Consider the following 15,171-nt stretch of genomic DNA (forward strand, 5'->3'; position numbering starts at 1 on the left):
CCGCAAGAGCGAATGTTTGCTGACAGCTAAAATAGGTGCTGCTTTTTATACGGACTCCTCAGACGGTTTGGGAACCAGAACCGTCCGTGGCTTGCTTCCTTCATAAGGGCCAATAACTCCCCTCATTTCCATTTCATCAATCAGCCTCGCAGCTCTGCTGTAGCCAATGCGGAAGCGCCGCTGCAGCATTGATACGGAAGCGGTCTGCATTTCAGAAATAAGCTGCACCGCTTCATCGTATAGTTCATCTTCAGACTGGCCGGTTGTTTCTGGAATATCATCTGGAATCATTTCCTCCTGATACTGCGCTTTTTGCTGTGAAATCACAAAGTCTACAATGTCTTCTACTTCTTCGTCAGACAAAAAAGCTCCCTGTACACGCACCGGCTTAACAGCACCGGATGGATAAAACAGCATATCCCCGCGCCCAAGCAGTTTCTCTGCTCCACCCATATCCAGGATCGTTCGTGAATCGGTTGCCGATGACACCGAAAAAGCAATGCGAGATGGAATATTTGCTTTGATGACACCGGTAATAACGTCAACGGATGGACGCTGGGTGGCAATGATTAAATGAATACCCGCTGCACGCGCCATCTGGGCAAGCCGGGTAATGGCGTCTTCTACATCATTTGATGCTACCATCATTAAATCAGCAAGCTCGTCCACGATAACCACAATGTAAGGCAGGTGCGGCTGCTTTTCACCTGTTTCATTATTATGCCTGGTCACATGGCTGTTGTACCCTTCAATATTGCGTGTTCCCGTATGAGAAAATAAGTCATAGCGGCGCTCCATTTCGCCAACTACTTTTTTTAATGCCTGTGACGCTTTTTTCGCATCCGTTACAACAGGAGCCAGTAAGTGGGGAATGCCATTGTAAACATTTAATTCTACCATCTTCGGGTCAATCATCATCATTTTTACTTCGTGCGGCTTGGCCCGCATTAATATACTGGTAATAATGCCATTGATGCATACGCTTTTTCCGCTTCCCGTAGCACCGGCTACGAGCAGATGCGGCATTTTATTCAGCTCTGCTGCAATTGCTTCTCCAGTAATATCCCGTCCCAGCGCCGCCAGCAGTTTTGATTCTTTCTTTTCATTCTGCTTTGCTTCAATCACTTCCCGGAAGCTGACCATTGCCACTTCCGCATTTGGCACTTCGATGCCGATTGCAGACTTTCCTGGTATTGGAGCTTCCATGCGAATGTCTTTTGCTGCCAGTGCCAGTGCCAGGTCATCGGTCAGCCCGACAATTTTGCTTACCTTTACACCAGTATCAGGCTGAACTTCATATTTTGTTACTGCCGGTCCCAGATGAATCTGCGTCACTCTTGCTTTTACACCAAAGCTTTGAAATGTTTTTTCGAGTTTTTGGGCATTTTTCTGAATATGCTTTTTTTCATTGCTCTGGTCTGCCTGCTGCGGCTTTTGTAAAATGGTTGAAGGCGGAAGCTGGTAGTCTGTGTTTTCTTCCTCTGTAAACGATAAAACTGCAGGCTCTGTTTCTTTTGTTTCAGGCGGTTCAACCTTTGACGGCTCAGCAGCTGGCTCGTCTGTATAAGCTTTTTCAACAAAGCTTGAAATAACTGGAGCAGGATCAGAAGAAGCCGCTTCTACTTGAAAATCCTGCGTGGATTCTGCCGCCGGCTCCACTTTTTTCGGTTTTTCTTTTTCAAGCTTTTCCTGTTTCCTTTCTTCACTTCGCTCAGACCAGCGTTCTTTTACTTGATACCATGACTCGTTCAGCTTTTCTGCTGACAGCACAGCCGCGCGGGAAACCTTTTCCACAAGCGGCTTGCCGCCGATGAGGACAATGCCCGCAGCAAACAGGGCGATCATGAATATCCATGTTCCCGGCTGGCCGAATAGAAAGAAAAATAAGTGAAACAAAGCTCCGCCAATCATCCCGCCTCCGACATTTGCGTCCTGAATACCGGAAATGCTCTGTTTGTATAACAGCCAGGTTTCGGCAGTATAATTAACACCTTCTGCCGAACCAGCGAACAGGCGAATATGCAGGAACACGAGCAAACTGGCGATAATCAGCATCACGCCAATAATTCTACGCTCCCAAATAGGCGGCTGGCTGCGTTTGATAATCATATAAAGTGCCATGCCGGCAAGCCCAATCAGTCCAATTACATAAAGCGTCCCAAAGAAAAAGGAAGCTGCCCCTTTGACAATTTCGCCCGCTGCTCCTGTACCGAGCAGGCCGATTGCACAAAGAATCAGCACTAATGCTCCGGCTCCTTGAATTTTCAATGCATCCATCCGCTTTTTCTCTTTATTTGTCCGGCGCCGGGCCGGCTTTTTTCGTTTTTTTTGTGCCACATCGTTCACCCTAACTTTATGATCTTTAAACACTTAAAAGCAGCCAGTCGGCTGCTTTCACATTATATCATATTATCGACAAAAGGGAACATATGAGCGGTTACACTTCCATTATGATCGGAAGGATCATCGGGCGGCGCTTTGTTTTTTCATGCAGAAATGAATTAAGCTGGTCCCGTATATCCTGTTTAATACCTGACCATTCGAACGTTTCACCTGCAAGATTTTTCTCTACAATACCTGTCACAAGCTTAACAGAGTCATCAATCAGCTTTTCTGATTCCCGTACGTATACAAAGCCGCGTGAAATAATTTCCGGCCCCGCAACAATTTTCTTTTGTTTTTTGCTTAACGTAATAACGACAGTAAAAATCCCATCCTGGGACAGCAGCTTGCGGTCACGAAGAACAATATTACCAACATCGCCTACACCAATTCCATCTATAAGCACATTCCCCGCTGTTACACGGCCGGCCGGACGCATCTGGCCGTTTTTAAACTCAATTACATCGCCTTTTTCCGGAATATAAATATTTTCTTCTGGAACACCAGTCGTTTGGGCTAGTTTTTTATGGACTTTCAGCATCCGGTATTCCCCTTGAACCGGAATAAAAAACGCTGGCTTCATCAGGTTCAGCATAAATTTCAAATCTTCCTGTGATCCATGCCCGGAAACATGAACCCGTCGGCTTCCTGTCAGCACGTTCGCACCGGCGCGGTAAAGCAAATTAACCGTTTTAGCCATTAATAGTTCTAAACCGGCTGAAGGAGTGGCAGTAATGAGCACTGTATCTCCTTCTTTGATTTTCACATGGCGGTTTGTTCCTTTTGCCATTTTCTGAAGCGCTTCAATTGGCTCTCCCTGCACGCCAGTCGCCAAAATAACAACTTCATGATCCGCATGCTTGCTTATTTCATTTAAATTAATTAAGATGTCTTCTTCAACATGCAGATAGCCAAGCCGGATAGCGATATCGTTAACACGCTGAATACTTTTTCCGCTGACAGCTACTTTCCGTCCGGCTTCAGAAGCAGCGTCAAATACTTGCTGCATCCGGATTAAATTCGACGCAAACAGCGATACAATAATGCGCCCGTTCGCGGAATGAAAAGCATCTGACAATTGAGAAGCAATGACTGCTTCCGATGTTGTATGGCCAGGCCGTTCTGCTTCAGTAGAATCTGACAGCAAAACAAACACTCCATTTTTGCCAAGCGACGCCATTTTACCGATGTCCGGTGCGTAAGGACCTTTTGCGCTTTGATCAAATTTAAACTCACCTGTGTGCACAATAGCTCCTTCAGATGTGTGAATAGCAACCCCAACTGAATCAGGAATACTGTGGGTGGTCCGGAAAAAGGTTACATCCGCGTGATCAAACCGCAGCTTTGATTCCGAATGCACCGTGTAAAATTTCACGTCTTCTTTTACGTTTTCTTCACGCAGGCGCATTTTGGCAAGTGCCAGTGTTAATTTCGTTCCATATACAGGCGCCTGCACTTTTTTCAGTACATATCCGAGTGATCCCAGTGCGTCTTCATGGCCGTGTGTAAGAAATATACCTTTTACCCGCTCTTTGTTTTCCTCTAGATATGTAATATCTGGAATGACAATATCGATGCCCAGCATTTCATTTTCGGGAAACATGAGACCGGAATCGATCACAAAAATGTCTTGATCCACTTCCACGACTGTCATGTTTTTTCCGATTTCTCCGACTCCGCCGAGCGGAATGATTTTAATTAACTCGTTTATTCTCTTGCTCACATTATTTCCTCCTAAACATTTAAAAACCCGATCCATACATTACGTCTATTATAAGCGATGAAGAAAATGAAAGCCAATACTATCTGCATCGAATTTAGAAAAGCACAGAGCTGCCTCCGGCCGGGTTAAAGAATAAAAGCACCACTATGGGTGTAATTATGTAAAAAGAAGCTTATTTCTAAATAAAAAAACCAGTTTTTACAGTTTGCCTGTAAAAACCGGTTTTTTATTAAAGCAGAGTGGAAAGAACCGTCCGCTCTTCTTCTGTTAGTGGAAGGAGCGGCAGGCGGACACTGCCTACATCCATCCCTTTCATTTGAAGCGCCGTTTTCACTGGTACCGGGTTTGGTGCTGCAAATAACCCACGGAACAGCGGAAGAAGCTGCTGATGAATGGCTGCGGCTTCCTGTACGTCTCCGTTCAAAAAGGCCTCCACCATTTTTTTCATTTCCTTTCCTGCTACATGGGAAGCTACTGAAACAATGCCAGTACCTCCCACAGAGAGAATCGGCAATGTCAGCCCGTCGTCTCCGCTGTATACAAGAAAGTCTTTATCTGTATTGGCCACAATTTCAGTCACAATGTCGATACTGCCGCTTGCTTCCTTCGTCGCCTTAATGTTAGGAACTTCGTTCGCGAGACGGATTGTCGTTTTTGGTTCAACCAAAATAGATGTACGACCCGGAATGTTATAAATCATCACCGGAAGCGCTGTAGATTCCGCAATGGTTTTAAAATGCTGGAATAATCCTTCCTGGCTCGGTTTGTTGTAATACGGCGCAACGAGCATAATGGCGTCTACACCTTCTGCTTCTGCTTTTTTTGTCAGTTCAATAGATGCTCTGGTATTATTGCTTCCTGTTCCAGCAATTACTGGGATGCGCCCGTTCACTGCTTTCACTGTATGGCGGAACAGAGCGATTTTTTCTTCTGAAGTAAGGGTTGGTGATTCACCCGTTGTTCCAGCTACAACAAGAGAATCTGTTCCAGTTTGAATTAAATGTTCAATCAGCTGCGTGGTTTTTTCGAAATCAATATTTCCTTTTGAGTCAAACGGCGTTACCATTGCCGTTGACAACCGGCCGAAAGAAATCATACGCAATTGCCTCCTAATCCCGGCTTCCTAAATCTAATTCAGCCTATTCATTTATTTGTTGAAGTAAAAATGTATCGTGCAGTGCATTGACAGCATCCGGCATCTGTTCTTCTTTCACCAGAACCCAGATTGTCGTATGGCTGTCCGCTGACTGCATAATAGTAATTCCACGGGCAGCCAGCGCCGAAACGATTTTGGATGTTACGCCTGGAACGCCCGTCATGCCGGCTCCAACAACCGATACTTTTGCGCAGTCCGCTTCCATAACCGGTTTGTACCCGTGTTCTTCCAATTGCTGTTTGGCTTTTGAGGCATCGGAATCAGCGACCGTAAAGGTGACACGGTCTTCCGAAATATTAATAAAGTCGACACTGATTCCTTCCTCCGCCATCAGCTGAAAAATGTGCGCCTGCTCCCCTGTGTGAACTCTGATCCGGGTAATGCCGGTCACATGGGCAATACCCGTTATGAGGCGGTCCCGCGCGTCAGATCCACGATTTTCATCTGACGCAGATGTTACGAGCGTGCCGGCTTCTTCTGAGTACGTAGACCGAATACGCAGCGGCACTTTTGCCTGCATGGCAATTTCTACAGCGCGCGGATGAATTACTTTCGCTCCCTGATACGCCATATTACATACTTCTGTGTACGTTACAACAGACAGCGGCCGTGCATTTGAGGCAATTCTAGGATCTGCTGTCATAATACCATTTACATCAGTAAAGATATCGATGAAATCGGCTTTCAGCGCCGCCCCGAGAGCAGCAGCCGATGTATCACTTCCACCTCGCCCAAGTGTTGTTACCTCACCTGATGTAGATATGCCCTGGAACCCTGCAACCACAACTACGTCACAGTCTTCAAATTCCTTAAGCAATCTGGCAGGCTTCATTTCAATAATCTTTGCATTCGTATGATTATGGTCTGTAATAAAGCCGGCCTGGCCGCCTGTCAAAGCGATAGAAGACAAGCCGTTTTCTCTTAGCATGGCTGAAAAAACCAGACTGGAGATCAGCTCCCCGGTTGACATAAGCAAATCCGTTTCTCGCTTCGTCAGCGTGCTTTCTCCGTTTCCAGCAAGCGAAAGAAGCGTATCCGTCGCGTACGGATCGCCTTTTCGCCCCATTGCGGAAACGACCACAACCACTTTATATCCTTCACGTACTGCACGCTGCACATGAACAAGGGCGCTCAGCCGGGATTGCTCATCCCGAACAGAGGTGCCACCAAATTTTTGAATGATAATGTTCACTCTATACACCTGGCTTTCTCGATTAAGAGTGGCAGCCGGTTTATTTTTCTGTCACAATCCCCATATCAATCAATGTTTCAGCGATCTGCACAGAATTCCAGGCTGCTCCCTTTAACAGATTATCAGAAACAACCCACATATGAAAACCGTTATCTGTATCAAGGTCTTTACGGATACGTCCGACAAATGTATCATTTTTGCCAACACAATCAGCCGGCATTGGATAAATTTGTTCAGATGGATTATCCTGCAGTACAACTCCCGGAGCGTCTTTTAGCACATTTTGAATATCGGCTGCGCTCAAGCCGCCTTTTTCTGTTTCAAAATACAGAGACTCGGAATGTCCTGTTGCCACTGGAAGACGGACACAGGTTGCTGCTACTGGCAGATCCTCCATATGCATAATTTTTTTTGTTTCGTTAATCATTTTCATTTCTTCGTAAGTGAAGCCGTTATCCTGGAATTTATCAATTTGCGGAATGGCATTAAAAGCGATTTGATAATGTTTCTTATCACTGCCAACCGGCAGAATCTGCGGTTCAAACGGCTCATTGTTTATAATCGCTTTTGTCTGGCTGTAAAGCTCCTCTACTGCTTTTGCGCCAGCACCGGATACTGCCTGGTACGTAGAAACGATTACTTTTTTTAGTCCGTACGCCTGGCGGATCGGTTCAAGAGCGACAAGCATTTGAATCGTTGAGCAGTTTGGATTGGCAATAATTCCGTTATGGCCGCGCAAATCTTCTTTATTGACTTCCGGTACAACAAGCGGCACATCCGGGTGCATCCGGAAGGCACTTGTATTGTCGATTACAATCGCACCGCGCTTGGCGGCTTCGGGAGCAAGCATTTCAGATACACTGCCTCCTGCTGAAAACAGGGCAATATCTATTTCTTCAAAGCTTTCCGGCTTTGCTTCTTGAATTGTTACGTCCTCGCCTCTAAAAGAAACGGTTTTTCCCGCTGAACGGGCGGATGAAAGCAGCGTTAATGTTTTAATTGGGAAATTACGCTCTTCCAATGTTTTCAGCATTTGCTGGCCGACCGCTCCCGTCGCACCAACGACGGCTACGTGAAAACCTTTGTTACTCATTCAAATCTTCCCCTTCCAGAATAAAAAGTTCATCTTTGCGTATAAAGATATATTGTCGAATAAAGCTGAGTGTTGAAAATGATATCTTGATACTGATAATAGCATTATTTTAACACAATAAAGTGTGTTGAAAAGAAGAAAATCAGCTGCAGACAAAAAAAGCTTTCATTTAACCTGTTATTTGTGGATATTCTTTTAATAGTGGCTGGATTTGTTTATGCAAAAGTGCCTGTAAAACCGTTTCCGGAATCATGTCCATAAAGGCGACGAGAGAATTCGGTTTTTTATAAGGATCATCCTGTCCAAATGGAGCAAAATAAATATTTTTCATATTTAGCAGCTTTGCAATATTCTGGCTGTTCAGCCCGAGGGCATCATTCGTGGAAATCGCTACAACAACCGGGCTCCCATTACGAAGTGTTGCTTTGGCAGCCATTAAAACCGGTGAGTCTGTAGCTGCATTTGCGAATTTGCTGATCGAATTTCCAGTCATCGGGGCAATGACCATGCAATCAACTGGAATCTTTGGCCCAAGCGGCTCTGCATCCTGAATAGTAGTGATCGCTTTGCGTCCCGCTATATCCTCTACTTTTTTCAGCCATTCTCCTGCTTCTCCAAATCGGCTCGCTTCTTTTTGCACCGTATTTGTTGCCACTGGGACTACATCCGCACCCAGCTTCTTTAATTTCATAACGACTGGTACAATTTCTTCAAAAGTGCAGTGTGAACCTGTTAAACCAAAGCCAATCCGCCGTCCTTTTAAAGATTGATCCACGTCTTACAATCCCCTTTCAGTTTTCCATTCTTTCACAGCGTCTATTAGCACATGGCCAAGTATTTCTCCGGCTGTTTTCGGTGCTATTTTGCCTGGCAGGCTGAGTGCGTGAATCGCCTGAATGCCGAATTGTTCAGCTGCTTCAAAATCAGTTCCTCCCGGCTCAGAAGCAAGGTCGATAATAATAGAATCCGGATTCATTTGAGCTAAAATCTCTTTAGTGAGAACCAATGCCGGCACGGTATTGATCACAATATCTGCCCGTTCAATTTCCTGCATCAAGCTTTCCATATAAAATGGGTGGAAATTCATCTCTTTTGCCCGTGCGAATTTACCCGTCTCCCTTACCGCTGTAGTGACATGAGCGCCGACTTGATAAAACAAACGTGCTGTTGTTGTCCCAACCCGTCCGAAACCAATAACCATAACATTCGAGCCATGAATAACATGGTCCGTTTTTTGCATGGCAATCATAAGCGCTCCCTCGGCGGTTGGAATCGAATTCAAGATGGCAGCATCTTCCCTGTCAAAAATATAAAGAACTTCACGCTGCACAATTTCCTGTAAAGCAGGCGTAGAGATTCCGCTGATGATAATGCAGTTTTCTGAAAGCGATTGAGCTATTTCATTTGTCATAAAAAGCGGCTTGGAAGAAAAAGGCGCATGCACAACTCCTCCTTTTTTCACACCAGATACCGGCAAAATAAAAAGGTCCATTAAATCAAAGGCCAAGTCCTCATTTTTAATGACTTCAGCGCCCTTTAATTCATTTCTCGCCTGGTCAAACCCTGCCATATACACGTGGATGCCGCGTTCCATTAATAGGCGGCCCACTTCAATTTGTCTAGCATCTCCGCCAAAAATTAATGCGTTCACATTCATCTCCTCCATTTGCGGCGTGTTCTTTTTATTGTATGAATCCCTCCACCGCCTGTGCGTTCTGATTTTGCTAAAAAAAAGAATCCGCAAAAAAGCGGATTCAGATTACAGCGGTTTTAGGCCATTTGCCATCCGGGCTGATAAGCGAGGCAGAAAATGGCTTATCAAATAATTTCTTTGCCAGTTCATCTACACGTTCTTTTGTCACATCATCAATAAGTGAGATTACTTCATCCAGTGTACGATGGCGCTTTAAAAGCAATTCATTTTTCCCGTTTCGGCTCATTCGGCTGTTTGTGCTCTCCAGGCTGAGCATTAAACTGCCCTTTAACTGCTCTTTGCTGTTGTGAAGTTCTTTTTCTGTTATACCTTCTGCTTTCACAAGATCAATCGATTCAATAATGGTTTCATATAATTCGCCAAGCTGATCAGCACCTGTTCCGCCATAAAAGGTAATAAGGCCTGTATCTTTGTAAGAAGAATGATATGAGTAAACCGAATACGCAAGCCCCCGCTCTTCACGAACTTCCTGGAAGAGACGGCTTGACATGCTTCCGCCGATAATATTATTCATGACAATTAAATTGTAAATATCTTTGTCTCCGATAGAAACTCCTTCATAACCAAGGCATAGATGCGCTTGCTCGGTTTCTTTGGAACGGGACTTTTTCTCATAATAAAACTCTGAAACAGATTCCATGACTGGCGCTTTACCGCCCTCATATTTCCCAAAAAGAGCTTCTGCTTTTTTAATAAGCTCTTCTGTAATATTTCCCGCGATTGAGATAACGACCCGATCCGGCGTATACATGTTGTACATATATTCCTTTAATGTATCACGCGTAAATGAAGACAGTGTTTCTTCCGTGCCCAGAATCGGCAGTCCAAGCGGATGGCGCCCGTAAGCGGCGCTGCTCAGCAGGTCATGGACAATGTCATCCGGCGCGTCCTCGTACATTTTAATTTCTTCTAAAATGACATTTCGCTCTTTTTCAAGCTCGTCACTGTCGAACTTTGAATGAAAAAACATATCTGCAAGCACATTCAGCGCGTGATCCGCATGATTATCAAGCACTTTCGCGTAGTAACATGTGTATTCTTTTGATGTAAATGCATTTACCTGGCCGCCGATACTGTCAAAGCTTTCGGCAATTTCTTTTGCGCTTAATGTGTCTGTTCCTTTAAAAAACATATGCTCAAGAAAATGGGATACACCATTTAATTCAGGAGTCTCATCGCGCGAACCTGTTGCAATCCAGATTCCAATTGCAGCGGAGCGGACAGTTGACATTTCCTCCGTTACAATGGTCACACCATTCTCACATACAAATCGTTTTATCAACGTAATCATATCCTCCTAATTTCTGTTCATCCTGGTGACAGCTTTATAATATCAATGAATAACAATATCACATATTGCTTTCAATTACTATAAAAAAAGCAGAGACTCCTATAGAGCCTCCACTTTTGCTTTATTGCTGCTGTTTAGCCGCTTCTTCTTTTTCACGCTGCTCTTTTAACACAGCTTTTCTTGATACATTTACGCGGCCCTGATTGTCTATAGCAATTACTTTTACAAGGAATTCGTCTCCAAGTTTTAATACATCTTCTACTTTTCCAACCCGCTCTTCAGCCAGTTCGGAAATGTGAACAAGTCCGTCTTTTCCTTTAAACAGTTCAACAAATGCACCGAACTTTTCAATTCGTTTCACTTTCCCCATATAAAGTTCGCCAACCTGCACTTCACGAACAATGTCTTCGATAATTTTCTTTGCACGCTCGTTATCTTCCTGGTTAATGGAAGAAATAAACACTGTGCCATCTTGTTCAATATCAATTTTAACGCCTGTTTGCTCAATAATTTTGTTAATTTGTTTACCGCTTGGACCAATTACATCACGAATTTTGTCTGGATTAATCGTCATTGTAATGATTTTCGGCGCATAGGCAGATAATTCGCCGCGCGGTTTGTCAATAACAGAAAGCATATGCTCTAAAATGTGCATTCTTCCTTCTTTTGCCTGCTGTAGCGCTTCTTCTAAAATTTCGCGGCTCAAGCCATCAATTTTAATGTCCATCTGAAGCGCGGTAACCCCTTTTGAGGTACCCGCCACTTTAAAGTCCATGTCACCAAGATGGTCTTCCATTCCTTGAATGTCAGACAGGATTGTATAATGTTCGCCTGATTTAACAAGACCCATTGCAATACCGGCAACCGGTGCTTTAATCGGCACACCGGCATCCATCATTGCCATAGTGCTTGCACAAATGCTCGCCTGCGACGACGAACCATTTGACTCAAGCACTTCTGATACAAGGCGGATTGTATATGGAAAATCTTTTTCATCTGGAATAATTGGATAAAGAGCCCGTTCTCCGAGTGCTCCGTGCCCGATTTCGCGGCGTCCCGGTGCCCGAAGCGGACGGGTTTCCCCTACGCTGAATGACGGAAAATTGTAATGGTGCATAAACCGCTTCGATTCTTCTGTACCGAGACCATCCAAAATCTGGACGTCTCCCAGGGCACCAAGTGTCGCAATGCTGAGAACCTGCGTCTGGCCGCGTGTAAACATTGCTGAACCATGAGTACGCGGAAGCAGTGTTGTTTCTGAGGCCAGCGGACGGATTTCATCAATTTTCCGGCCATCCGGACGGATTTTCTCTACAGTGATTAACCTGCGCACTTCTTCTTTGACAATTTTTTCAAGAATAACCGATGCTTCACCAAGCAATTCTTCTTCATCTTCAGACAAAAGTGCTTCTTTTACAGCATTTTTCACTTCTGTGATCGCTTCTTCACGCGCATGCTTTTCAGGAGTTTGAATCGCCTGCTTCATGTCCGCTTCACACATAGCCCGAATTTTCGCTTCCAGTACCCTGTCATTTTCATAAAGAACAACTTCACGTTTTTCTTTTCCACAGGCTTTGGCAATCTCTTCCTGGAAGGCAATTAAGCGCTTGATTTCTTCATGTCCAAACATGATTGCTTCAAGCATCACTTCTTCCGGCACCTCGTCCGCACCCGCTTCAACCATGTTGATAGCTTCTTTTGTTCCTGCAACCGATAAATCAATATCGCTTTGTTCCTGCTGCTCCACAGTCGGATTGATAATAAATTCATCATTAATGCGCCCGACATTTACTCCAGCAATCGGACCATCAAAAGGAATGTCTGAAACAGACAAAGCCAGTGAAGAACCAAACATAGCGGCCATTTCCGGAGAACAATTCTGGTCAACACTCATAACCATGCTGATTACTTGAATTTCATTTCGGAATCCGTCTGGAAAAAGAGGACGGATTGGCCGGTCAATCAGCCGGCTCGCCAGTGTTGCTTTTTCACTTGGGCGGCCTTCCCGTTTAATAAATCCTCCTGGAATTTTACCAGCTGCATAAAGACGCTCTTCATAATTTACAGTTAACGGGAAGAAATCTACAGCTTTTGCTTCTTTAGAAGCCGTAGCAGTGCTCAGTACAACCGTATCGCCGTAGCGGATAAGCGCTGAACCATTGGCCTGCTTCGCGATTTGTCCAACTTCAACAGTCAATTCGCGGCCTGCCCAGTCGATGGAAAATGTTCTTTTTCCCTGCTCCATTAGGTAGCACCTCTCTTTATTTAAAAACCATTTTTTCCTAACAAAAAAGCGGGAAATATCCCGCTTGATAGTGAATTATCGGCGTAAACCGAGTTTTTGGATCAACTCGCGGTAACGGGCTACATCCTTATTGCGAAGGTATGAAAGCAGGTTACGGCGGCGGCCGACCATTTTCAATAGACCGCGACGTGAATGGTGGTCTTTTTTATGAGTGCGTAAATGTTCATTCAACGTGTTGATTTGTTCAGTCAGCACAGCGATTTGCACTTCTGGAGAGCCAGTGTCGCTTTCGTGTGTTCTGTACTCCTGAATTAGTTCGTTCTTGCGTTCTTGTGATAATGCCATTTTGTATTTCCTCCTTTTAATATGTTTCATCCCCGTCAGCCGAGCACACGTTGGAGAGTCGCAATGCCAAGCAGCGGTTCAAAATGTCAAGCACTGTATATTATACGAAACTTATGCTTTTCCGTCAAGGCGTATGCTGTCGAAGAAATGAACAGCTTTCTGTTTGTCTCTTTCAATCTGGACTGTCAGCTCTTCGATGCCGTTAAATTTTTGCTCTCCGCGCAGCCGGATAAACCAGTCCACTTCTACTTCTTCTCCATAAATATCTCCGCTATAGTGAAAAATATGCACTTCAATAGACAGCACCGGCTTGTCCGGACTTTTAAAGGTGGGCCGGTACCCGACATTGCAGACTCCTTCATGCCATTGATTCTGCACATGGATTTTTACCGCGTACACACCGGTCATCGGTAAAAAGAAATCATCATCCGGTTCAATGTTAGCTGTCGGGAAGCCAATTTTCCGCCCGCGTTTATCCCCGTGGATAACTGTTCCATGTAGCCGGTAAGGCCGCCCAAGCAAATCGGACGCATCACGCACAAGTCCAGCTGAAAGGAGCTCTCTTATTTTCGTGGAGCTTACTTTTTCTTTTTCAAACTCAAGCTTTTCAACTGCTGTAAATGTAAATTCTCCGCGCGAGTGAAACATTAAGGTTTCCATCGTTCCTTTGCCCAGCCGCCCGTATGTATAGTCAAAGCCGGCTGCCACATGTTTCACGTTCAGGCCAATAATATACTCATCGACGAACTGCTGTGGTTCAAGAGCCGCAAAATCAGATGTAAACCGAACGATAAACAGGTAATCAATGCCAAGTTCTTCAATAAGGCGTTTTTTTTCTTCAAGCGGCGTAATGTGACGGATATGCCTGTGTTTTCTGCCAAGAACAACAGATGGATGCGGATCGAATGTCATGACAGCACTTTTCCAGCCCTGTTGATCCGCTCTTTTTTTTGCTTCCGCAATTACTTTTTGATGGCCTTTGTGCACACCATCAAAAAATCCAAGCGCAAGCGCCATCGGTTTAAATTCTTTTTTTTCACGCCCGTGCGGATGGCGCAGCATAATAACATCCATATCTTTACACCTGTCTCTCTATCGTTGTGGCATTACTTTAACCGGCTTGACTTTCCCTGTTTTTTCAGGATGATGCTGGTAAATAGCTAAAAGCTCCCCGTTTAAATAAACGGCTGCTTCTGCTTCTCCAGACGGCCATTCAGCCGGCTTTGGCAGTACTGCCCCATTTTTTATCTTTATTGCTACTGTATCATTTACATGCCACTTCGGCAAATGAGAAACCGCAATCTCCACAGGCTGTAAAACTGCTTCAGGAGAAGCTTCTGCCAGCTCGGCTAATGTCACACAATCTTTCTCCTGAAATCCGCCGGACTCAGTGCGGACCAGGCGGGACATATGAGCCGGATAGCCCAGCTTTTCCCCGATCATTACAGCAAGCGTCCGGATATAGGTTCCTTTTCCACAGGCAATGCGAATTGAAAAACGGGCACATACACCATCCTGCTCTACCGGACTGATTTGCTCGAGTCTGTATATAGAAACCGTACGAGATGGCCGTTCAATGGTTTTTCCAGCCCTCGCATACTCATAAAGCCGTTTTCCATTTACTTTTACAGCTGAATACATGGGCGGTGTTTGTTTAATATCCCCCGTCAGTTCCTCAAGCACACGTTTAATATCCTGCTGATTAATCGGGGCTTCTATCATTTTTGTTTGTATAACGGCGCCGGAAGCATCTTCTGTTTCCGTTGCAGCTCCAATTGTCACTTCTGCTTCATACGTTTTCCCGCTGTCTGTTATGTATTCAGCCAGACGGGTTGCTGTTCCAATACAAAGCGGCAATACGCCTTCCACGTCCGGATCAAGCGTGCCAGTATGACCGACTTTTTTTGTTTTAAGAATTTTGCGCGCCTTAAAAACACAGTCGTGCGATGTCATTCCTTTTTCTTTCCAAAGCGGTAAAATACCATTCATGGCGGATTCCTCCTTTTTTCGCCAAAAAACGCCTGTCGAAT

The 15,171-nt window shown here is 44.8% G+C and carries 12 protein-coding genes; all 12 read right to left on the reverse strand.

The window, feature by feature from the left end:
- Nucleotides 1–45 precede the first annotated feature (45 nt).
- Nucleotides 46–2,277: an FtsK/SpoIIIE family DNA translocase gene (locus VP98_RS08770; RefSeq protein WP_046175467.1), complete on the reverse strand. Its 2,232-nt coding sequence runs from the start codon at nt 2,275–2,277 to the stop codon at nt 46–48.
- Nucleotides 2,278–2,437: 160 nt separating this feature from the next.
- Nucleotides 2,438–4,105 carry a ribonuclease J gene (locus tag VP98_RS08775; protein WP_046175005.1) on the reverse strand — a complete coding sequence of 556 codons (1,668 nt, stop codon included), beginning with the start codon at nt 4,103–4,105 and terminating at the stop codon, nt 2,438–2,440.
- Between the two features lie 229 nt (nt 4,106–4,334).
- On the reverse strand, nt 4,335–5,201 hold the full coding sequence (gene dapA, locus VP98_RS08780; protein WP_046175006.1) for a 4-hydroxy-tetrahydrodipicolinate synthase: 867 nt from the start codon (nt 5,199–5,201) through the stop codon (nt 4,335–4,337).
- A 43-nt stretch (nt 5,202–5,244) separates the two neighbouring features.
- Nucleotides 5,245–6,453 carry an aspartate kinase gene (dapG, locus tag VP98_RS08785; protein ID WP_046175007.1) on the reverse strand — a complete coding sequence of 403 codons (1,209 nt, stop codon included), beginning with the start codon at nt 6,451–6,453 and terminating at the stop codon, nt 5,245–5,247.
- 40 nt (nt 6,454–6,493) lie between these two features.
- Nucleotides 6,494–7,546, reverse strand: coding sequence for an aspartate-semialdehyde dehydrogenase (gene asd / locus VP98_RS08790; RefSeq protein ID WP_046175008.1), 1,053 nt, complete (start codon nt 7,544–7,546; stop codon nt 6,494–6,496).
- A 169-nt stretch (nt 7,547–7,715) separates the two neighbouring features.
- Nucleotides 7,716–8,321 carry a dipicolinate synthase subunit B gene (locus VP98_RS08795; protein WP_046175009.1) on the reverse strand — a complete coding sequence of 202 codons (606 nt, stop codon included), beginning with the start codon at nt 8,319–8,321 and terminating at the stop codon, nt 7,716–7,718.
- Between the two features lie 3 nt (nt 8,322–8,324).
- Complete coding sequence (gene dpsA / locus VP98_RS08800) at nt 8,325–9,197, reverse strand: dipicolinate synthase subunit DpsA (RefSeq protein WP_197076576.1); 873 nt, start codon at nt 9,195–9,197, stop codon at nt 8,325–8,327.
- Nucleotides 9,198–9,300: 103 nt separating this feature from the next.
- On the reverse strand, nt 9,301–10,542 hold the full coding sequence (locus VP98_RS08805) for a M16 family metallopeptidase (protein WP_046175468.1): 1,242 nt from the start codon (nt 10,540–10,542) through the stop codon (nt 9,301–9,303).
- Between the two features lie 130 nt (nt 10,543–10,672).
- Nucleotides 10,673–12,796, reverse strand: a complete 2,124-nt coding sequence (gene pnp, locus VP98_RS08810) for a polyribonucleotide nucleotidyltransferase (protein WP_046175011.1) — start codon at nt 12,794–12,796, stop codon at nt 10,673–10,675.
- Nucleotides 12,797–12,871: 75 nt separating this feature from the next.
- Nucleotides 12,872–13,141: a 30S ribosomal protein S15 gene (rpsO, locus tag VP98_RS08815; RefSeq protein WP_046175012.1), complete on the reverse strand. Its 270-nt coding sequence runs from the start codon at nt 13,139–13,141 to the stop codon at nt 12,872–12,874.
- 111 nt (nt 13,142–13,252) lie between these two features.
- A complete protein-coding gene (gene ribF, locus VP98_RS18865) occupies nt 13,253–14,215 on the reverse strand; it encodes a bifunctional riboflavin kinase/FAD synthetase (protein WP_046175013.1) in 963 nt (320 codons plus the stop codon).
- Between the two features lie 18 nt (nt 14,216–14,233).
- Nucleotides 14,234–15,130 carry a tRNA pseudouridine(55) synthase TruB gene (truB, locus tag VP98_RS18870; protein ID WP_046175014.1) on the reverse strand — a complete coding sequence of 299 codons (897 nt, stop codon included), beginning with the start codon at nt 15,128–15,130 and terminating at the stop codon, nt 14,234–14,236.
- Nucleotides 15,131–15,171 lie beyond the last annotated feature (41 nt).

Source organism: Domibacillus indicus (assembly GCF_000970685.1).
GTDB classification, from domain to species: domain Bacteria; phylum Bacillota; class Bacilli; order Bacillales; family Domibacillaceae; genus Domibacillus; species Domibacillus indicus.